Consider the following 25,056-nt stretch of genomic DNA (forward strand, 5'->3'; position numbering starts at 1 on the left):
GCATACGAGCCTGGCCGTCGCCCGACCAGGCTCGTATACGCCGGTTGATCAATCAGCGGCGCCACCGCGCAACACACGCTCAATGATCAGCCCGATAGCGCGAACGCCTTCAGGAGACATCATCTCCAGGTGGTGAACGTCGACCAATTCATCCGTCAGTTCTCCTTGCGCGTACGGACCCCAAACCTTATCGGCTTGCTTTGCGTCCGAACGATCCAACGAACTCACGAAGGTGATCGGCCCCCCGAACGACTGCGGCCGATGGGCGTTGATCAGCTTCGCCGAAATCGCAATGCTTGTGAGCAACCGCTTGATCGCAGACGCATCGAGTCCGATTCTCTCTCCGTCGACAGCCGTCAAGATCTCTGCAGACCTTTCGACCGACAATTCATCGAGCTTTTCGTTCTCGCCGAAGACAATCCCCATTGCAGCCAACTCAGCGCGCACCTGGACAGCGTGCTCTGATTCGTCGCGTGTTTCCGGCGAACCGTCCAGCAAGATCAACGCCTCAACGATCTCGCCTCGCTCCTCCATCTTCGCCGCAACCGCTTGAGCAATGATCGCGCCGAGCGACCAACCGAGAATTCGGTACGGGCCTGACTGCTGAACCCGGGTGATCTCATCCACGTAGCGATCCGCGTAATCGTCAAGGGATCGTCCTTGGAATGCCTCATCAGTCAGAACAGGGCTCTGCAATCCATAAAGCGGAATCGAACGGTCCACAACAGCCGCCAACGGCGCAAAAGGCCACGCCAGTCCAACGAGTGGATGAACACAGAACAACGGCACATCGCTCCCTGTCGTTCTCAGCGGCAGAAGCGTTCGTAGTGCATCATCGGTTTTCGCATCGAAGCCCACCCGAATTCCGAGTGCAATTCGTTCTGCAAGTTCGCTGACCGTCGAAGTAGCGAAGATGAGTCGCAGTGGGACCTCCACGGAAACTGCCGCGCTCAGCCGAGCAGCAACCCTCGCTGCGACCAATGAGTTGCCACCCAACTCGAAGAAGCTGTCGTCCGCTCCGATGTGCTCGACACCGAGAATCTCCGAAAAGACGCTTGCGACAAGTAGTTCAGCTTCGGTAGTGGGAGCCCGGAACACCGCAACCTCGAACACCGGCTCCGGCAACAACTTCCGATCCAACTTCCCCGAAGCATTGAGCGGCAACGCATCCAACACCACAAACTGCGACGGCACCATATACGACGCCAACCGCTCCCCCACACCCACCTTCACCACATCAACATCAACCGAAGACCCCACCGCAGCAGTGACATACGCAACCAACTGATCACGCCACACCACCACCACAACAGAACCCACACCCACCTGATCCCGAACCGCAGCCTCGATCTCCCCCAACTCGATCCGCTGACCACGCAACTTCACCTGAAAATCACTACGACCGACATACTCGAGCTCACCCGACACACCGATCCACCGCACCACATCCCCCGTGCGATACATCCGCGAACCCACCCCACCGAACGGATTCGCCACAAACCGCTCCGCCGACAAATCCACCCGCCCGAAATACCCACGAGCGACCTGCACACCCGACAAATACAACTCACCCGCAACACCCACCGGCACCGGACGCAACCGCGAATCCAACACCAACACCGACGAATTCCACACCGGAGCACCCATCGGCACCACCACACCCACACCATCGAGCGGACCCGCCGCCGTCGCATGCACCGTGAACTCCGTCGGACCATACAAATTATGAACCTCAACCGACGGCAACACCGACAACACCCGACCCACCACCGACGCCGGCAACGCCTCACCCGCCGCGAAAATCACCCGCAACGAACCCAACCCACCACCACCGAGACGCGAAATCGTCGCCTCCGACGTGTCGACCAACTGATCGACGAACACCTCCAACATCGACGGCACAAACGAGACCATCGACACCGACTCCGCCGCCACCACCGACGCCAAATACCCCGGATCCCGATGACCGTCATGAGTAGCCACCACCAACCGAGCACCCACCGCCAACGGAACAAACAACTCCCACACCGACACATCGAACGTCACCGGAGTCTTGAACAACACCACATCAGAACCCGACACCGCATAACGCTCCGCCAACCACGACACCTGATTGACCACACTGCGATGACTGACCGCCACCCCCTTCGGCCGACCCGTCGACCCCGACGTGAAAATCACATACGCCGTATTCCCCGACCGCAACGGCGCAACCCGATCCACATCCGAGACAGGAGCATCCGAAAAACCAGACACATCAACAACATCAACCTCGACCACCGGCACCACACCAGCATCGAAACCAACATCAGAAGTACTGACCACACACACCGGCGACGCCGCCGCCAACACATACCCATTACGGTCCGCAGGCTGATCCGGATCCACCGGAACATACCCACCACCAGCCCTGAGCACACCGTAAACCGCAACCAACAAATCAACCGACCGACGAACCGCAACACCCACCAACGACTCCGGCCCCACACCCACCGAAACCAAATACCTGGCAAAACGATTCACCCGAGCATCGAACTCCGCATACGACAACGACACACCCTCGAACGAGAGCGCTACCGCATCCGGAGACGCCGCCACCTGCGCAACAAACCCATCCAACACCGACACACCCGCAACCTCACGAGCCGTGTCATTCCACCCCTCGAGCACCAACGAACGCTCAACAGAATCCAAAATATCAACGTCACCAACACGCACCGAAGGATCGGTGGCTACGGAGGAGAGCAGTCGAAGAACTCTGTCCAGCAACGCAGTTGCGTAGTCGGCATCGAAGAAGTCCGGTAGGTACCGCAGCGTCAAGTGCAACTGCTCGTCGAGTGCGATCAGCAGGGTCAACGGGTAGTTCGTGGAATCGTCCGAGGCAATGTCGTCGATCATCATTCCGTCGAGAACATCCGCCTGTGCGGCGAGGCCCTCACGGTCGACCGGGTACGACTCGAATACAACCAACGTGTCGAACAGTGTTCCGACGTCCGCTGCTTTCTGGACATCGGTCAAACCGAGATAGTGATGATCAAGCATTCTCGCCTGCTCGATCTGGACCCTGGCAACCAATTCTTCGACGGACTCCGCGGCGTCGAGGCGCACCCGCACGGGGAGGGTGTTGATGAACAACCCGACCATCGATTCGACGCCGGTGAGCGCCGGTGGCCGGCCGGACACTGTTGCACCGAAGACAACGTCGTCGGTTCCGGTCAACGCACCGAGGAGGACCGCCCACGCGCTCTGCACGATCGTGTTGGCGGTGACCCCGAGTCGTGCGGCCAGAGCGGTGAGCGCCGCGGTTGTCTCCGACGACATCGACACGTTCAGCTTCTGTGACAGCGCGGTGAATTCCTGTCCGCCTGTGACCTGAGCAAGCAGCGTCGGCTCTTCGACGCCGGAAAGCACATCAGCCCAGGCTGTGAGTGATCGATCACGATCCTGATCGACAAGCCACGCCAGGTAATTGCGATAGCTACGCACACGCGGAAGAACCGAGTCGTCACCACGCGTCGCGTACAGCGCCAACAGGTTCTGCAAGAGCAGTGGCACCGACCAACCGTCGAGAATAATGTGGTGATTCGCCACCACCAAGCGATAGTCCCCCTCCGCCATGGTGACGAAGGTGAACCGAATCAACGGCGGTGACGCCATGTCGAAGTGTGTCGCCTGGTCAGCCGTCAAAACTTCGTTCAGAGCTGCCTCACGGTCGACGGCCGCAATATCGCTGAGATCGATGTTCCGCCACGGGACTGGAACGTCTTCGAGGACTATCTGGACCGGCGTTCCGTCGTCGTCGGCCGTGAATGCCGTTCGCAGGTTCGCATAACGGTCGATGATTCCCTGTGCTGCAGTGCGCAAGCGGTCGGCATCCACCTTCCCGGACAGAGTGAGAATCATCTGCACCGAGTAGAGGTCGACGCTGGATTCTGCCAACATCGCGTGGAAGAGCAAACCGGACTGCAGCGGTGCCAGGGGCCAGATGTCGGTCACCGTACCGAATCGATTCTCGAAGCCGTCGATATCTCGTTGGCTCACGGAGACAAGCGGCACGTCGGACGGTGTGAGTCCACCGGCTCCGACGGAGCGAGAATGCTCCGCCAGGGCAGTCAGTGCTTCGACCCAAATCTGTGCAAATGTCTCGACACTCTCGCCGTCGATGGCACCGACGGGGTATGCGAAAGAGGCCTCCAGAACAGCACCGTCTGCGCCGTCGTTGACGATCGCATTGATGTCGACGACCTTGTTTGCGGGCATGTCGACGTCTTCGGGTGCCGACACGTTGGCGAAATCGCCGGCCGGCAGCCACCCGAGTCCCTCGACGCCTGCCGGAAGATCCTCGGCGACAACTCGTCCCAGGTAGTTGAAGCTGACCTGTCCCCCGGCGAAGCGAGAAAGCACTGCGCGCGTGTCTTCGTTCAGGTAGCGCAGCAGTCCGTACCCGACGCCCTTGTCCGGGATCGCCAGAAGCTGTTCCTTCACTGCTTTGATCGCGCGTCCCGCCGAATCACCTCCGGCGAAAGCGTCACCCAGATCTACCTCGGAAAGATCGAGACTGATCGGGAAGGCAGCGGTGAACCAACCAACGGTCCTTGACAGATCCGCGCCAGGAATCACGGCTTCTTCGCGACCATGGCCCTCGAGTTGCAGCAAGGCAGACGTCGAGTCGATTCCGGCTCGGCGACGCCACTCGATCAGCGCGAGTGCCAGTCCAGCGAGCAGGCCGTCGTTGGCGCCGCCGTTGAAAACCTCCGGCAGCGTGGTCAACAGAGTCTCCGTCACCTGAGTGGGGACCGTCACGCTTATCCGCTGAACCGTTGCCGCAACGTCGACGGCAGAGTCGTACGCCCTCTTACCCAGCACCGGGTCCGGTGTCTGCAACACCTTCCGCCACGTATCCAGCTCGGCCACACGCGAATCCCGATGGGCCTCTTCGGACAAAGCATGAGCCCAGCGTCGCATCGACGTACCGGTCGGCTCGAGAGCAACATCCCCCGTCGCTCCGCTCGCCCCGGCCATCTGAGCCGCAGCCGACACCAGATCCGGAACGATGATTCGCCAGGAGACCCCGTCGACGATCAGGTGATGTGCAGCAATGATCAAGCGCCCGGTGCGAGTGGGACCGAAGTCGACCCACACGAACTGAACCATTACGCCGTCCGCCGGATTCAACCGGCCGAGAGCCTCGTCGAGGCCCTTGGAAGCCGTGAGAACAATTGTCGACTCGTCCGCAGCCGCGTCGACATCGACGCGGCTGAGCAGATCCTCGACGTCCACGGTTCCGGGCTCGGAGACCGACATCCCCCATCCGCGACCGTCGGAGATCAGCCGTGAGCGGAACATGTCGTGGTGGTCGACGACTGCCGCGAGTGTTCGCACGATGTCGGCTCGCTGCACTCCGAGTGGAAGCTCGAGAGTCATCGTCTGTGTGAATCGGTTGTAGCTGCCACCGCGCTCGACCATGAATCGTTCGATCGGCGTCAACGGCATCCAGCCGACTCCACCGCCCGGCAACTCCTCGAGCACCACCGCGGCCTCGACGTCGGCGGCATACTTCGCCACTTCGGCCAATGCCGCGACAGTCTTGCTCTCGAAGACGTCACTGGGTGCGAATACGACCCCACGTGCCTTCGCACGAGAGACGAGTTGGATGGACATGATCGAGTCGCCGCCCTGAGCGAAGAACGAGTCGTCGGTGCCGATGCGATCCAGGCCGAGAACGTCCGCGAAGATCTCGCTCAGGATTTGTTCCATCTCGGTGACCGGGGCGCGGAATTCCTTGGTCTCGAAAACCGGTGCTGGGAGCGCTTTTCGGTCCAGCTTGCCTGCCGGACTGAGCGGCATGTCCGAGGAGACCATGACCGAAGCCGGAACCATATGGGCCGGAAGGGTTCTGGAGACGAATTCGATCAATTCCGCCGAAGTGACCGAAGCGTGCTTTCCGGTGAACACGTACGACACCAGCGCCGGGGCACCCGACGGCAGGGTCGTACCCATCGTCGCAGCGAACTCGACCTCGGGGTGTGCCGTCAGCGATGCATCGATTTCGCCCAGTTCGATACGGAAACCGCGAATCTTGACCTGGAAATCGTTGCGGCCCACGTATTCCACGGCGTAGGTGGAGGGTGCCGTTCCAGCGACCCAGCGCACCACGTCACCGGTTCGGTACATTCGCTCGCCCGGATTACCGTGCGGGTTTGCCACGAATCGATCGGCACTCAAGCCTGGACGACGATGATAGCCGCGGGTCACCTGAGGACCGGACAGATACAGCTCGCCCGAGACTCCCAGTGGAACTGGATTGAGTCGTGTGTCCAGGACGAATGCTGCCATGTCACCGATCGTGGCGCCGATGTCCATTCGGTCACCGGGCAGAAGCGGAACGCTGACGTTCGTCACGATCGTCGTCTCGGTCGGGCCGTAGACATTCAGGAATGTCCTGGGAGCCGAAGCCGACGCGGCCGATCCGTCCCCTGTCGTCCACTTGCTGATCAGTTCCGGCGAATACGCTTCGCCACCCACGCCTACCACCGTCAGGTCGTCCAGGCCGCTCGGGTCCATCGACGCCAGGGCAGCGGGTGTGATGAACGCATGCGTGACTCGTTCGCTACGGAACACCTCAGCCAGTTCGTCGCCGCCGTACACCCCAGGCGGGACGATGACCATCGTCGCGCCGGTGGCCACCGCGAGGAACAATTCGAGCATCGACGCGTCGAAACTCGGTGACGCGAAGTGCAATGTCCGCGAGGTGGGCTTCACGAGGTAATGCGCGGCCTGCGTGACACTGAAGCTCGCCAGTCCCGCGTTGGTCGCGACAACGCCCTTCGGCAGTCCTGTCGTGCCGGAGGTGTAGATGACCCAAGCCGGATGAGCAGTCGTCAGTGGACGGACACGTTCCTCGGCATCTATTGGCGCTCCGGACACTCCGGCGATCATCTGTTCGCCGAGCGGTCCGTCCACGACCAACCACTCGACGTCGTCGGCGAGATTCGGACGTTCGACGTCGAGGGTCAGGCCAACCTTCGCACCCGAGTCGCTGAGCATGTGCGCGATACGGTCTGCCGGATAGTGCGGATCGATCGGAACGACCGCTGCCCCGGTCTTCGACACTGCCCAGACCGCGAGTACCGATTCGACGGATCTCGGAATCGACACCGCCACAAGATCTTCAGCCCCGAGACCACGGTTGATCAAAACGCGGGCCAGCCTCGACGACCACTCGTCGACCTCGCGATACGTCATGGACCTACCGGCCGCGGCCTGCGCCGTGCCGGGGTAGCGCAAAGCGACGTTGTCCGGGTAGCGCGCAGCAGCGTCGGCAAGAATCTCGGCCAACGGCGCCTGCGCTACTCCTGACGAAGCCCTTTGACTCGTCAGAACCTCACGCTCGGACGCGTCGAGGATTTCGATGTCACCCACTGAAGTTGCGGGGTCCGTCGCAATTCCGTTCAGAATGCGCATCAATCGTGCGGCGAATCCGCGGACGGTCGATTCGTCGAACAGATCCGTCGCGTACGTGAACGTCGCCGACAGCCCTTCTGATACCTCACTGATCGTGAGCTGCAGGTCGAACTTGGCCACGGCCTCGTCGATTTCGAACTCGGCCGCCGTCAGACCGGGCAGAGCCAACGAGTTCTGCCCCAGGTTCTGAAATGCCAATGCCACCTGGAACAGCGGGTGATGTGCCCTCGACCGAACGGGATCCAGCACTTCCACGAGCCGCTCGAACGGAAGGTCCGAGTGCGCGAACGCCTGAAGGTCGGTTTCCCGAGCCGAGGCCAGAAGTGTTGTGAACGCCGCCGAAGGATCAACCTCGGTACGCAAAACCAGGGTGTTGACGAACATTCCGATCAAATCGTCGAGTTCGGATTCACCTCGCCCGGCCATCGGTGCACCGATGTTGATGTCCGTTGTTCCCGACAGACGAGCGAGAAGCGACGCCAGAGCCGCATGGACCACCATGAACATCGACGCATTGTGTTCCCGGCCCACGCTGATCAGCCGCTCATGCAATTCCTGACCGATCGAGAATTCGAATGTCGCTCCCTGACCGGAGAATACCGCCGGCCGAGCCCGATCCCCCGGAAGATTCAACTGTTCGGGCACGCCGTCCAGTGCTTGCGCCCAGTAAGTGATCTGTTGCGCGATGACGGACTGCGGATCGTCCTCGGACCCGAGAACCTCACGCTGCCACAACGAGTAATCGGCATACTGCACCGGCAACGGCGTCCAGGTCGGAGCCTGGCCGTTGGTTCGGGCGTAGTAGGCGGTCATGACGTCGCGGGTCAACGGGCCCATCGAGAAACCGTCGGTCGAGATGTGATGCACCACGAATACCAGAACGTGCTCGTCGGCCTTGATCTGGAAAAGCTTGGCGCGCAACGGCACCTCGGCCGTCACGTCGAAGCCTGCCGCTACGAAGTTCGTTACCTCGGAAACGATCTCCGAATCCGAGACCGAGGTTGCAGCGAGGTTCACGTCGACATCAGCCGGTGCAACGATCTTCTGGTAGCCGACGCCGTCGACCTCGGGGTAGACCGTGCGCAGAACCTCGTGACGGCCGATAACGTCGGCGACCGCTTGCTCCAGCCCCGAGACGTCCAGTTCTCCGGTGAGAGTTATCGCAACCGGGACGTTGTTCCCTGCCGAGCTCGTATCCAACTGGTTGAGGAACCACATGCGCTGCTGCGCCAACGACAACGGCACCCGAACCGGACGCACCTGCGCAGTCAACGCCGCACGTGAACCGCCACCGACATGAGAACCCAAACGAGCAGCCAACGCCTCCACCGTCGACGCCTCGAACAACTCCCGCACCGACACCGAAGCATCCAACGCCTGACCCAACCGAGACGTCACCTGCGTCGCAATCAGCGAATTACCACCGAGCGCGAAGAAATCATCATCCAAACCAACACGCTCGACGCCCAGAACATCCGCAAACGTCTGCGCAACAACCTCTTCCACCACCGACGTCGGAGCACGGAACACCGCAACCTGCAACGACGGAACCGGCAACGCCCGACGATCCAACTTCCCGTTCACCGTCAACGGAATCGAATCCAACACCACAAACGCCGACGGCACCATGTACTCCGGCAACAACGAACCCACCGACACCCGAAGATCGTCGACCGAAACGCTCACACCCGCAGCCGGAACCACATACGCCACCAACCGCTGATCACCCGGAGAATCCTCACGAACAACCACCGCCGTCTGCGCCACCGACACATCCGCCAACACCGCAGACTCGATCTCACCGATCTCGATCCGGAAACCACGGATCTTCACCTGATCATCCGCGCGACCCAGATACTCCAAATCACCAGCACTGTTCCACGAAGCGACGTCACCCGTGCGGTACAACACCTCGCCGGCATTGAACGGATTCGCCACAAACCGCGTCGACGTCAACCCCGCCTGACCCAGATAACCCCGAGCCAACTGAACACCAGAGACATACATCTCACCAGCGACACCAACAGGCACCGGAGCCAAACGCGTATCGAGCACGAACACCTGCAGACCCGAAATAGCCTGACCCACAACACTCGCCGACGCATCCGCCGCCAACGCAGCATCCAACACACGATGGCTCACATGCACCGTCGTCTCCGTGATGCCGTACATGTTCACCAACGTCGGCGCGAAGTCACCGCGGCGGCCGTACCAATCCGACAAGCGACGCAGCTCGAGCGCCTCGCCGCCGAAAACAACCCACCGCAACGACAACTCAGCAGCCCGACCGGATTCCGACGCCAACCGATCAGCCTCGGCCAACTGATAGAACGCCGACGGCGTCTGATTGAGCACCGTCACCCGCTCAGCAGCAAGCAACTCCAAGAACTGCTCCGGCGACCGCGACGTCACATAATCCACAACCACCAACGTGCCGCCGTACAACAGCGGACCCCACAACTCCCACACCGAGAAGTCGAACGCATAACTGTGGAACATCGTCCACACATCGGATTCGTCGAACCCGTACACACCCTCGGTATTCGCAAACAACTTCGCCACCGTCGTGTGCGGAACCTGCACACCCTTCGGGCGACCCGTCGAACCCGACGTGTAAATCACATACGCAACATTCGACGACCGCAACGGCGCAACACGATCCGCATCCGCCACCACCGAACCATCGAACTCCGACACATCCACCGCGTCGATATCAACCACAGGCAAACCAGCGGGCAACACCAACTCACGCCCGGACCACGAAATCGCAGCCACCGGAGCAGCATCAGCCAACATGAACTCGACACGATCAGCCGGATACGACGGATCCACCGGCAAATACCCCGCACCGGACTTCACCACCGCCAACAACGCCACCACAAGATCCGCCGACCGCGGCAACGCCACCGCCACCAACGACTCCGGACCACAACCCTGAGCAATCAACCTGCGCGCCAAACGATTAGCCCGCACCGACAACTCACCATACGACAACGACTCGCCACCAAACCGCACCGCAACCCGATCACCAAACCGCGCAGCAGCATCATCGAACCACGCCGACAACGTCGAATCCACACCACGATCGGTGCCGACCCCACTCCATGAGAGGACACGGTCCAATTCACCGACAGTGAGTACGTCCACATCACCGACAGCAAGATCCGGATCTGCGGCAGCGCCACGCAGAACATGCAGGAAACGATCGGCGAAGTCGGCAGCGGTCGATTCGTCGAACAGATCCGTCGCATACGTCAGCGTCGCAGACATTCCGGCTTCAGCCTCTTCGAGAGTGAGCTGCAAGTCGAACTTAGCCAGTGCGGCGTCGAACTCGACTGCAGCAGCACGGAGGCCGGGCATTTCGAGAGACGTTTGACCGAGGTTCTGGAACGTCAACGCCACCTGGAACAACGGATGACGAGCCTGCGAACGAACCGGATCGAGAACCTCCACCACACGCTCGAACGGAACATCCGCATGCGCGAACGCCTGCAAATCCACCTCACGCGCCGAAGCCAACAACTCGGCAAACGACATCGACGGATCAACCTCGGTACGCAACACCAAGGTATTGACGAACATACCGATCACGTCATCGAGCTCGGCTTCACCACGACCCGCGATCGGGGCACCGATCGCAATGTCGGTCGTCGCGGACAGTCGTGCCAACAGCACCGCCAGAGCCGAGTGAACAACCATGAACGGAGTTGCGTTCGTTGCCTTGGCCAGTTCGTCCAGCTCGGACCACAGCTGCGGTTCGATGGTGAAACTGTGATTGGCGCCGCGCCCTGAAGCAATCTCGGGACGCGGACGATCACCAGGCAGATCCAACTGCTCCGGAAGATCAGCCAACGCATCCGACCAGAACGCAATCTGCTTCGCGATCACGGACTGCGGATCGTCCTCGGACCCGAGAACCTCACGCTGCCACAACGAATAGTCGGCATACTGCACCGGCAACGGCGTCCAGGTCGGAGCCTGGCCGTTGGTTCGGGCGTAGTAGGCGGTCATGACGTCGCGGGTCAACGGGCCCATCGAGAAGCCGTCGGTCGAGATGTGATGCATCACGAACGACAACACGAAGTCGTCATCGGCGACCTGAAAAAGCTTGGCGCGCAACGGAACCTCGACAGTGACATCGAAGCCCTGAGCGAAGAACGAATACAGCTCCGCCTGGATTCGGTCGTTTGTGACGCGTTCTGCGCCGAGATCGATCGAGACATCTTCTACCGAGCAGATCTTCTGGTAGCCGACGCCGTCGACCTCGGGGTAGACCGTGCGCAGAACCTCGTGGCGGCCGATAACGTCGTGAACTGCCGAATTCAGGGCCGCCAGATCGAGCGCACCCGTGAGCCGAACGGCAACAGGGACATTGTTGACAGCAGAATCGGTGTCGAATCGGTTGAGGAACCACATGCGCTGCTGCGCCAACGACAACGGCACCCGAACCGGACGCACCTGCGCAGTCAACGCCGCACGTGAACCGCCACCGACATGAGAACCCAAACGAGCAGCCAACGCCTCCACCGTCGACGCCTCGAACAACTCCCGCACCGACACCGAAGCATCCAACGCCTGACCCAACCGAGACGTCACCTGCGTCGCAATCAGCGAATTACCACCGAGCGCGAAGAAATCATCATCCAAACCAACACGCTCGACGCCCAGAACATCCGCAAACGTCTGCGCAACAACCTCTTCCACCACCGACGTCGGAGCACGGAACACCGCAACCTGCAACGACGGAACCGGCAACGCCCGACGATCCAACTTCCCGTTCACCGTCAACGGAATCGAATCCAACACCACAAACGCCGACGGCACCATGTACTCCGGCAACAACGAACCCACCGACACCCGAAGATCGTCGACCGAAACGCTCACACCCGCAGCCGGAACCACATACGCCACCAACCGCTGATCACCCGGAGAATCCTCACGAACAACCACCGCCGTCTGCGCCACCGACACATCCGCCAACACCGCAGACTCGATCTCACCGATCTCGATCCGGAAACCACGGATCTTCACCTGATCATCCGCGCGACCCAGATACTCCAAATCACCAGCACTGTTCCACGAAGCGACGTCACCCGTGCGGTACAACACCTCGCCGGCATTGAACGGATTCGCCACAAACCGCGTCGACGTCAACCCCGCCTGACCCAGATAACCCCGAGCCAACTGAACACCAGAGACATACATCTCACCAGCGACACCAACAGGCACCGGAGCCAAACGCGTATCGAGCACGAACACCTGCAGACCCGAAATAGCCTGACCCACAACACTCGCCGACGCATCCGCCGCCAACGCAGCATCCAACACACGATGGCTCACATGCACCGTCGTCTCCGTGATGCCGTACATGTTCACCAACGTCGGCGCGAAGTCACCGCGGCGGCCGTACCAATCCGACAAGCGACGCAGCTCGAGCGCCTCGCCGCCGAAAACAACCCACCGCAACGACAACTCAGCAGCCCGACCGGATTCCGACGCCAACCGATCAGCCTCGGCCAACTGATAGAACGCCGACGGCGTCTGATTGAGCACCGTCACCCGCTCAGCAGCAAGCAACTCCAAGAACTGCTCCGGCGACCGCGACGTCACATAATCCACAACCACCAACGTGCCGCCGTACAACAGCGGACCCCACAACTCCCACACCGAGAAGTCGAACGCATAACTGTGGAACATCGTCCACACATCGGATTCGTCGAACCCGTACACACCCTCGGTATTCGCAAACAACTTCGCCACCGTCGTGTGCGGAACCTGCACACCCTTCGGGCGACCCGTCGAACCCGACGTGTAAATCACATACGCAACATTCGACGACCGCAACGGCGCAACACGATCCGCATCCGCCACCACCGAACCATCGAACTCCGACACATCCACCGCGTCGATATCAACCACAGGCAAACCAGCGGGCAACACCAACTCACGCCCGGACCACGAAATCGCAGCCACCGGAGCAGCATCAGCCAACATGAACTCGACACGATCAGCCGGATACGACGGATCCACCGGCAAATACCCCGCACCGGACTTCACCACCGCCAACAACGCCACCACAAGATCCGCCGACCGCGGCAACGCCACCGCCACCAACGACTCCGGACCACAACCCTGAGCAATCAACCTGCGCGCCAAACGATTAGCCCGCACCGACAACTCACCATACGACAACGACTCGCCACCAAACCGCACCGCAACCCGATCACCAAACCGCGCAGCAGCATCATCGAACCACGCCGACAACGTCGAATCCACACCACGATCGATCTGGCCGGCACTGAAGCGGGACAGCAGGTTTCGTTCTCCATCGACCAAGATGTCAACGTCACCCACCGCTACGGTGGGATCAGCAGTCACCGCACGGAAGGTCCTTACCAGCCGATCACCGAATTCCACAACGGTCGACTCGTCGAACAGATCCGTCGCATACGTCAAAGAGGCGGACATTCCGGCGGGTGCGCCGGCCTCGTCGGTTCGTTCGGTCAGGGTCAACTGGAGGTCGAATTTCGCCAACGCAAGATCGGCACTTTCGATCGACACTTCGAGGTCGCCCAGTTCGAGCGTTGTCTGTTCGTGGTTCTGGAACGTCAACGCCACCTGGAACAACGGATGACGAGCCTGCGAACGAACCGGATCGAGAACCTCCACCACACGCTCGAACGGAACATCCGCATGCGCGAACGCCTGCAAATCCACCTCACGCGCCGAAGCCAACAGATCCGTGAACGACATCGACGGATCAACCTCGGTACGCAACACCAAAGTGTTGACGAACATACCGATCAGATCGTCGAGCTGCGCCTCACCGCGACCCGCGATCGGTGTACCGATCGCGATGTCGGTCGTTGCGGACAAACGAGAAAGTACGACGGCGAGCGCTGCGTGAACAACCATGAATGGTGTCGAGTTACTGCTGTGCGCAATCGAATTGACAGCTTCGTGCAGGGTGGCGTCGATATCGAACTCGACCTCGGCTCCGCGCCCTGAAGCGACCTCGGGACGCGGACGATCGGCAGGCAGATCCAACTGCTCCGGAAGATCAGCCAACGCATCCGACCAGAACGCAATCTGCTTCGCGATCACGGACCGCGGATCGTCCTCGGACCCGAGAACCTCACGCTGCCACAACGAATAGTCGGCGTACTGCACCGGCAACGGCGTCCAAGCCGGCACCGACGCTCGTGTACGTGCTTCGTAGGCAACCATCACGTCACGGGTCAACGGACCCATCGAGAAACCGTCGGTCGAGATGTGATGCACGACGAACACCAGAACGTATTCGCTGTCGCCGACTTTGAAGAGCTTGGCGCGCAACGGGACTTCGGACGTCACGTCGAAGCCGACTGTCGCCAGCTCGGCGACGCCCGCAGCCAGGCGATCTTCCGTGATCGACACGGGGCTGAGATCGACGACAACGTCTTGGACGTCGAGGACGTCCTGATAGCCGACGCCGTCGACGTCTGGATACACAGTTCGCAGTGATTCGTGTCGGCCCACGACATCGATCACGGCGGCGTCAAGAGCTGCCACATCGAGGGCGCCCGAAATCCTGATCGCCGCCGGGACGTTGTTCACTGCCGACGCGGGTTCGAACCTGTTCAGGAACCACATGCGCTGCTGCGCCAACGAAAGTGGGATCCGAGCTGGCCGGGGCTGCTGCACCAGTGGGGCGGTGGCGCCCGAACCGGCGTGCAGCTCGAGCCGGACGGCGAGTGACTGCACGGTCGACGCTTCGAAGAGCGCACGAACCGGAACGCTTGTGTCGAGCGCCTCTCCCAGCCGAGCGGCGACACGGGTCGCGATCAACGAGTTGCCGCCGAGTTCGAAGAAATCGTCGTCGCGGCCAACCTGTGCGACTCCGAGAACTTCGGAGAACACCTGCGCGACAGTCTCTTCGACGGTCGTGATCGGCGCCTGGTACACCTTGGACTCGAACACGGGCGAGGGCAGAGCCTTGATGTCCGTCTTGCCCGCGGTGGTCAACGGAATCGAATCGAGTACCAGTACCGAGTCGGGGACCATGTAGCCGGTCAGGAACGTCGACACCGACTCGATGACCTGTGCGGGATCCACCTCGGCGCCGGCCTGCGGCACGACGTATGCAACGAGACGATCTCCGAAGTGATCGTCGGAACGAACGAGAGCAACAGCTTGCGCAACGCCCGCGCAACGGGTCAGCGCGGCCTCGATCTCGCCGAGTTCGATACGGAACCCACGGATCTTGACCTGGAAGTCACTGCGGCCCACGTACTCCACTGCGCCACCGTCGATCCACCGGACCACATCACCCGTGCGGTACAACCGCTCTCCCGGCGCCCCGAACGGGTCTGCGACAAATCGGCCCGCTGTCAATGCCGGCTGTCCCAGGTATCCACGAGCGACCTGAACACCCGACACGTACAACTCACCTGCGACACCAACCGGAACGGGCTGCAAGCGGCCGTCCAAGATCCGCGCGGCCATTCCCCGAATCGGGCCGCCGATGTTCATACGATCAAACGCGGTCAGCGTATCGCTGATGTTCGAGGCGACTGTCGACTCCGTCGGACCGTACGCATTGAAGAATCCACGCACACCGCCATCCGGAAGCGGCACCGCCCACTTGGCAACGAGAGACCGCGAACTGGCTTCGCCACCGACGACAACCACCCGCAACGCGTCGAGCCCGCTCGGATCCACTGATGCCAGCGCAGCGGGCGTCACGAACGCATGCGTCACGCCCTCCGAGCGCAAGATCTCGGCCAATTCCGCGCCGCCGTACACCGTCGTCGGCGCAATCACCATCGTCGATGCTGCTCCGAATGCCATCAGCAACTCGAGAACAGAAGCATCGAAACTCGGCGAGGCGAAATGCAGCGTTCGAGCATCCGCGGACAGCGCATAGCGCTCGACCTGCTCGGCGCAGAAGTTCGCCACACCCGCATTGGTGACCACAACGCCCTTGGGCAGACCCGTGGTGCCAGAGGTGTAGATGACGTAAGCAGGCTGCCGCTCGTCGATCGCACTGCGTCGATCCGAATCACTCACCGGCACGCAAGATTCTGCCGCGCACGCCGCCACTGTCTTCTCGTCGTCGAGAACAACCCACGTCAACGCCGACGGCAATCCTGCCTCGACGTCACTGAGCGCAAGACCCAGCACCGCACCGGAATCGGAGATCATGTGGACGATACGGTCAACCGGATACGTCGGGTCGACGGGCACGAATGCAGCACCCGTTTTCACCACTGCCCACAGAGCGAGAACCGAATCGGCCGAACGCGGAATCGCGATCGCGACCCGATCCTCCGGCCCGACGCCCTTCGCAATCAGAACACGAGCGAGTCGCGACGACCGCTCGTCGAGTTCGCGGTAGCTGATCGACTGACCGTCGAAGCGAATCGCATCCGCCGACGGATCCACAGCGGCCGCCGCTGTGAGGATCTCGACCAGGGTTCCCGAGACCGACTGACCTCCGTGAACATCGGCCAGCACACCCCGCTCGGCCGCATCGAGAATATCGATGTCACCGACGACAATCGAAGGAACCGACACGACAGTCTCGAGGATACGAACCAGACGCCGAGCAAACCCCTCGACCGTCGAAACGTCGAACAGATCTGCAGCAAACGTGAATTCGGCCGAGAGCCCTTGCTGGATCCCGTCTTCGCCGATCGACTCTGTCACTGCGAGTTCGAGGTCGAACTTGGCAGTGGTCGTGTCGATTTCGGCGGCCTTGATCGCCAGTCCCGGCAGTTCCAATGCCGTTTGCGCGAGATTCTGCAAGGACAGCACGACCTGGAACAGCGGATGTCTGGCCTGCGACCGGGCGGGAGCCAAGACGTCCACCAACCGCTCGAAGGGCACGTCCGAGTGAGCGAACGCTCCGAGCGCAGAATCACTCGCCGCAGCCAGCAGATCCGTGAATGCCTGGGCCGGGTCGACCTCGGTCCGCAGAACAAGCGTGTTGACGAACATGCCGACGAGATCGTCGAGCGCCTCGTCGCCACGACCGGCAACGGGAGTGCCCACGGCGATGTCCGAGGTTCCGCTCAGTCGGGCCATCAGAACGGCAAGCGCCGAGTGCAACGCCATGAAGAGCGTCGCGTTGTTCTGCCGTGCCAGCGCGTCCAATCGACGGTGCACATCCCCGGAGATCTCGAACGCGAATCGCTCGCCGCGCATCGACGCCACATCAGGCCGAGACCGGTCCGACGGAAGCTCGATCACATCCGGTAGGTCTGCCAGAGTCTCGGTCCAGTACGAGATCTGCTGCGAGATCAGTGATTCCGAGTCGTCTTCCGACCCCAGAACCTCACGCTGCCACAACGAATAGTCGGCGTACTGCACAGTCAACGGCTGCCACGCCGGCGCGATCCCGTCCTTGCGTGCCGAGTAGGCAATCATGACATCGCGAGCCAGGGGCGCCATCGACCAACCGTCAGCGGCGATGTGATGAACCACGATCGCAAGGGTGTGCTCGGTGTCGCTGACCGTCAACAGGCGGACACGGATCGGCACGTCGACGGTGACGTCGATCGCTGAGGATCCGATTGCAGCGACTCGACTTTCGAGCTCGTCCTGATCCGAAACCGACTCCACGGTCAGCCCGCCGAACGCCTCCGAGAGCGACAGAATCGACTGCTTCGGTCCGGAAGCCCCGTCCGGATATACCGTTCGGAGCACCTCATGCCGGGCCAGTACGTCCTCCAGCGCCATTTCCATCGCGGCAGTATCGAGATGACCAGTCAGGTGCAGAGCAAAAGTGATGTTGTAAGCAGCTGAGTCGGTGTCGAAGCGGTTCAGGAACCACATGCGCTGCTGCGCCAGCGACAACGGAATTTCCGCGGGACGCACCTGTGCGACGAGCGCCTTCTGCCCGCCGCTACCTACGTGCGACTCGATGTGTGCGGCGAGCGCCTCGACGGTGGAAACGTCGAATAGCGTTCGCACCGGCACCGTAGTGTCGAGCGCCCGCCCCAATCGGGAGGTGACCTGAGTGGCCACCAGGGAGTTGCCACCGAGTTCAAAGAAGTCGTCGTCGAGGCCGACTCGTTCCACTCCGAGAACATCCGCAATCACCTGCGCGACAATCTCTTCCACCGGCGTGGTGGGTGCACGAAACTCGCGGACCTCGAAAACAGGCTCCGGCAAAGCCCGGCGATCCAATTTGCCCACCGGGGTCAACGGAACCTCAGCGAGTTCCATGATGACGGACGGAACCATGTAGCTCGGCAGAGCCTCCGCCACGAACGAGGCGAGCACGTCCCGATCGAAACTCGACCCGTCAGCCAGTTCGACGTAGGAAACGAGGGTTGTGACACCCGCCGCGCCTTCGCTTCCGACCGTCACCGCGAAGCGCACAGACTCGTGCGAGGACAGAACTGCGTCGATCTCACCGAGTTCGATACGGAATCCGCGAACCTTGACCTGGAAGTCACTGCGGCCGACGTATTCGAGAACCCCCGCGTCACCGCGCGCGTCTCCGCCGGTCCAGCGCACGACATCGCCGGTCCGGTACATTCGCTCGCCATCCGGCGAATACGGGTTGGCGACAAACCGTTCCGCAGAAAGGCCTCGCCGCTCATGGTAGCCGCGAGCCAATGCAGCGCCCGCAAAGTAGAGCTCTCCCCTGGTACCGACTGGAACAGGATGCAGACGCTCGTCGAGTACCAATGCCGACATGCCCTCGACGGGACGCCCGATGTCGATCGATCGGCCGATCGCGAGATCGCCGAACGACGAGATGATAGTGGTCTCGGTCGGACCATACCCATTGAAGTAGGCGCGCCCTGGGGCCCATTTCGCCAGCAACTCGGGAGTGGTCACGTCACCGCCGACGGAGACGACTCGCAATTCAGGCAGCTCTGCCGGCTCCATGGTCCCGAGTACTGCGGGAGTGATGATCGCGTGTGTGACCTTCTCGGAATGAAGAAGATCCGACAACTCGTGTCCACCGATAATTGTCGACGGAACGATCACCAAAGTTGCACCCGCGGAGAAGGCGACCATCCATTCGAGTACCGACGGGTCGAAGCTCGGTGAACAGATATGGAGGAAGCGCGAGGACTGTTCTACCCCGTAGCGACGCTGTGCTGCGTCTCTGACGCCACGGAGTCCACCGTGAGTGACGCTGACACCCTTCGGTTTTCCCGTGGAACCGGATGTGTAAATGACATATGCAACGTGAGAACTGTGAATCGGAGCGATTCGGTCCTCGTCCGTGACCGGCGCTGAAGATTGCGCCGACAGTTCTCCGTTCAGCGCCTGGCCGTCAAGGACCAACCATTCTGTGACCGCAGGAAGCTGATCTACGAACTGTCCCGACGTGAGTCCGATCGCGGCCGAAGAATCGGCCAGCATGTGCCGGACACGATCTTCCGGATAACTCGGGTCGACTGGGACGTACGCCGCCCCTGACTTCGCCACCGCCCATACTGCACAGACCATCTCGTACGAGCGAGGAAAGGCGAGAGCAACAATGGTCTCGGGGCCGGCGCCACGTCCGATCAGAACCCGAGCGAGCTTCGACGACTGCTCATCGAGCTCTCGATAGGTGATCGATCGACCCTCGAAGCGCACAGCAACCGAATCCGCCTCAGCCGTGCCGGACAGGAAGATGTCGACGAGACTCTGCCGGGGCATCGTGTCATCCGCGGCTACGACCGTCAGATCGGTGCGCTCGGAGCGTGAGAGCAGGTCGATATCGCCGACGATCGTTTCAGGACGGGTAGCCACGGCATCGAGGATGCGCACGAACCGAGTAGCGAAAGTGTTCACCGTGGCCGGATCGAACAGGTCCGTGGCATAGGTGAAGGTGGCGCTCAAGACGTCCGAGTCTTCGCTGCCTTCAGGATTCTCGGACACCATGAGCTCGAGATCGAATTTGGCGACCGGGACTTCCAATTCAGCTGCAACTGCTTTGACACCTGAGAATTCCAGTTCGCGTCGTCCACTGATCTCCGCAGTGAGCGCAACCTGGAACAGCGGGTGACGAGCCTGCGAACGCGCCGGACTCAGGACTTCGACCAACCGCTCGAACGGCACATCGGCATGCCCGTAGGCAGACAAGCCCGATTCCCTTACCCGAGCGAGCAACTCTTCGAATCGTTCGTTCGGATCGACCTCGGTGCGAAGCACCAGGGTGTTCACGAACATGCCGATCACGTCGTTGAGCGCTTGATCGCCTCGCCCGCCGATCGGGGCACCGATCGCGATGTCGGAGGTACCACTGAGCCGGCTCAACAGCGTTGCATATGCCGCCTGCAACACCATGAACAGCGAGACGCTCCTCGAGCGCGCCAACTCGTTCAACTTGCGCGTCGTGCGTTCGCTGATCTGAAAATGGTGCTTGGCACCGTGATTGGACGCGATGGCAGGACGAGGTCGGTCGGTCGGCAGATCCAACTGATCCGGCAGATCGGCAAGTGCCCGGCGCCAGAAGTTGATCTGGCGAGACGACTCCGAGCGCGGGTCTTCGTCGGATCCCAGTGCTTCGCGCTGCCACAGGGCGTAGTCGGCGTACTGAATCGGCAGCGGCGTCCACGCCGGCGCAGACTTCTCACTTCGCGCCGAGTAGGCGACGAGAAGGTCACGTGCGAGCGGACGGAACGACAGTCCGTCTGCAGCGATGTGATGGAGAACCATCACCAGGACGTAGTCCGTCGGAGACACCTCGAAGAGGGCAACCCGTACCGGGATTTCGAGCGTCACGTCGAAGCCGCGAGACGCCACGTCGAACAGCGCCGCGTCGAGATGCGAATTCCGAATCTTGACCGGATTCAACTCCACCGCGGCCCGGTCGACCGGCAGAACCAGCTGTTGCGCGGTTCCGTCGACATCAGGGTAGATCGTCCGCAAGGACTCGTGTCGCTCGAGAAGATCCATCACCGCGGTATGCAGGGCGGACGGGTCCACCGAACCGGTGAGCCGGACTGTGAACGGAAGATTGTAGGCGGGCGTCGACGGATCGAGACGGTTGATGAACCACATGCGCTGCTGCGCAAGCGAGAGCGGGACGACCTCGGGACGAGGCTTGGCGACCAGCGGGGTGAGCTGCCTGGCGTTGCCCGCCACCGACTCGGCGCGGGCCGCCAGGGTGGCGACCGTGGTGGATTCGAAGAGCTCTCGAACGCCGAGTTGCACTCCCAATGCCGAACCCACTCGCGTCACCAATTGTGTTGCAACCAGAGAGTTTCCACCGAGCTCGAAGAAGTCGTCATCGATACCGACGCGCTCGACACCGAGAACGTCGGCAAACACGTCCGCCACGATGCGTTCGATTTCGGTGCGGGGCTCGCGGTACTGCTTCGCACTCGCGAACACCGGCTCGGGCAACCCGGCACGATCCAATTTGCCACTCGTGTTGAGCGGCAACGCATCGAGCACCATCAACGCGGCCGGAACCATGTACGACGGGAGGCTTCGGCCGGCGAACTCACTGAGCACCGCAGCATCGATGTTTCGGCCTGGACCCGGCACTACGTAGCCGACCAATTGATCACCGGTCGGGGTGACGGTCACCAAAACGACAGCCTGCGAAACGTCGGGGTGCGCCAGAAGGACGGTCTCGATCTCGCCGAGTTCGATGCGCTGCCCGCGGAACTTCACCTGGAAGTCTGTACGCCCGATGTAGTCGAGATTTCCGTCCTCACGGCGACGAACGAGGTCGCCGGTCCGGTACATACGCTCACCGGCCGTGCCGTACGGATTGGCTACGAACCGATCCGAGCTCAGGTCCGGTCGACCAACGTATCCGCGCGCGAGTTGAACGCCGGCGAGATAGAGCTCACCCGGCTGCCCGATGGGGGTCGGGCGAAGTTGTCCGTCCAGTACGTGCGCCTGAGTGTTCCACTGCGGCATACCGATCGGCACGGAAGTAGTATCCGTGGCCACGGCCTCGTAGTACGTGACCGATACCGCGGCTTCGGTCGGACCGTACAGGTTGTGCAGTCCGGCTCCACAGAGTTCGCGGAAGGCGGAAGACGTCTCGGGCGGGAGCGCCTCGCCGATGACAAACACGTGGCGCAACGAATCACAAGATCCGGCAGGTGCATTCGCAGTGAACAGCGTGAGCATGGATGGCACGAAGTCGGTGATCGTGACGCCGAGCTCCGCGATCTTGTTCGCCACGTAGATCGGGTCTCGATGACCGTCCGGAGTCGCGACGACGAGCGTGGCGCCGACCTGCAACGGCATGAAAAATCCCCACAGCGACACGTCGAATGTCGTAGCGGTCTTCTGCAGGTAGATGTCCGACGCCGAAAGCCCGTACTCGGCGTTCATCCACTGAAGCTGATTGTTGATCGCCGCGTGAGTGACCGCGACACCCTTGGGTCGACCGGTCGAACCCGAGGTGTAGATCACGTACGCAGTGTTCGAGAAATGCAAGGGAGACAGGCGATCCGCGTTGACGATCGGTCTGCTGTCGAGCTGCCCATAGTCCAGTGTGTCGATCTCGATGACCCGTGTGCCCGAGGGCAGATCCACGTCGTCCCGCGCAGTGGTCACAACACACGTGGGCTGCGCCGACTCGAGAATGTAGGCGGTGCGGTCGGCTGGGTGGTCGGGATCCACCGGTACCCAGGCCCCGCCGGCCTTGGCGATCGCGTACAAACCGACCATCAAGTCCAGAGACCTGCGGATCGAGAGCCCCACAAGCGATTCGGGTCCGACACCCATGGCGATGAGCTGTCGGGCCAAACCGTTTGCGCGGGCGTCGAATTCGGCGTACGTGAGGCTGGCGCCTTCGAAAACGACAGCGGTGGCATCGGGAGTACTCTCGACCTGACGCTCGAATGCTTCGGTGATGGTCTGCGAGGCAACGTGGAAGCCCGTGCGGTTCCACAAAGCGACCTTGTTCCGCTCCTCGTCGGTAGCGACAGGGAGATCCCAGACCCTGCGGCTCGTTTCGGCCGAGACGAACTTCTCGAGGAACTCCACGAACCGCGAGTGATTCCGCTGGGCGTCAGCGGGCCCGTACAGATTGGGGTTCGACTCGAAGTCGATGTGCGTGCGGGTATCGCCGACGCTCTGATACAGGTTGACACCGAGGTCTTCGATCAAACCCGTGGACAAGATGTGAAGTTCGCCGACGAGGGGCCCGAACGCCAACTCGGTGGAAAACATCATGATGTTGATCCACGGGCCGAAGAATCCGCCCCGGCCCGGCCCGTCACCGCCGCGAACCATGTCCTCGTGTCGGTATCGCTGGTGGCGCAGTGCGCCGGACATTTCGTTCCTGACGTCGTCCAGAAGCTCCTGGACGGTGGTGTCCGCAGTGACGGTCAGTCGCAGCGGCACGACGTTGGAGACCATGCCTCCGGATCGACGCAGCACGGCTGTTGTTCGACCGGAAACGGGCAGACTCAGCGACACGTCCTCTCGCCCGGTCATCTGAGCGAGGTACGCCGCAAACGCCGCGACGACAGTGCCGGCAACAGTGGTCTTCTCGATGCGCTCGAGGAACCGCCCGAGCAGAGCCTCGACGTGGTTGGACAGCGCTGCACTGTCGATCCGACTGACTGGAGCCGGCGCGGCACTTCGACCCGCGAGGCTCGAGATCTCGTCGAGCTTCTCGATCTTGTCTGCCCAGTACTTGCGATCGGTTTCGAAACGACTCGACTGGCGGTACTTGTTGTCCACCTCGTAGACGTTCCGGAGATCGGAGGCCTCACTCGGCTCCGGATCCCGGCCCTCCACGCGCGCCGAGTACAGCTCCGCCACACGAGTGACGAACGTCGACGCACCGAATCCGTCGAGAATTGTGTGGTGGACCCGCGTGTACCAGTAGTAGCGATTCTCGCCGAGCCGCAGGATCGTGGCAGAGATCAAGCGGTCCGTGAGCATGTCGATCGGCCGGCTGCGATCTGCTCGCATCCACCGCATGGCAGCATCGTGCGAGTCGTCTTCACTACGAAGGTCGACGTAACCGACCGAATCATCGAGTGTGGGGTCGATGATCTGGTAAGGCTGGGCGTCGATCTCGAAGATCCGGACGAAGGCCGACCCGATTTCGCGACCGGCGTCTGCGCAGGCCTGCCGAAGGGCGTCAAGTTCCAGAGCACCACGGAGTTCGACGTACTGAGCGATGTTGACCGGAACGGCGGGATCGAGGTGTTGCGCGAACCACATACCGAGCTGGGCCGCGGAAAGCGGGAATGCGTCGGATCGCTGAACGTCTTCCGGCGAGCTGCCGACCTCCGGCTTGCCGCTCCCCAGTTCTCCGTTACCCAGCGAATTCACGCCCACAGCCTCTCTTCCACACCATTGCGCACCCGTGCGAGCCGAACGTCCGATTCGCAGCAGCTACCGACCTCATCCAACCTCGATGAGCCAGAACCACCCATTGTCTCCGATACATAGGTGACAAGAGAAATCCATACCCCGGTGTATCGATGGTTTTGTTGCAATTCGTTACAAATCGCCCAGCTCATCTACCCCCCGATCGCATTGCCGAAACGCACCGTTCAGACGCGGCGCGCGACACCTCTCCCCCTGGGACAATCAATTGCAACCGACGATCTACACCCCAACCCACATCAGTCACCTCGGACAATTTACAGGGCCGCCAGGTACTGGGTGTCTGAGCTC

Annotated in this window: 1 protein-coding gene; it reads right to left on the reverse strand. The window is 61.5% G+C overall.

Features of this window, described 5'->3' with window-relative positions; genetic code table 11:
- Positions 1-48 precede the first annotated feature (48 nt).
- Positions 49-24,714 carry a non-ribosomal peptide synthase/polyketide synthase gene (locus ABIE52_RS12520; protein WP_354541490.1) on the reverse strand — a complete coding sequence of 8,222 codons (24,666 nt, stop codon included), beginning with the start codon at positions 24,712-24,714 and terminating at the stop codon, positions 49-51.
- Positions 24,715-25,056: the final 342 nt, after the last annotated feature.

The organism is Rhodococcus sp. OAS809, from assembly GCF_040546695.1.
In the GTDB taxonomy this organism is placed as follows: domain Bacteria; phylum Actinomycetota; class Actinomycetes; order Mycobacteriales; family Mycobacteriaceae; genus Rhodococcus_F; species Rhodococcus_F qingshengii.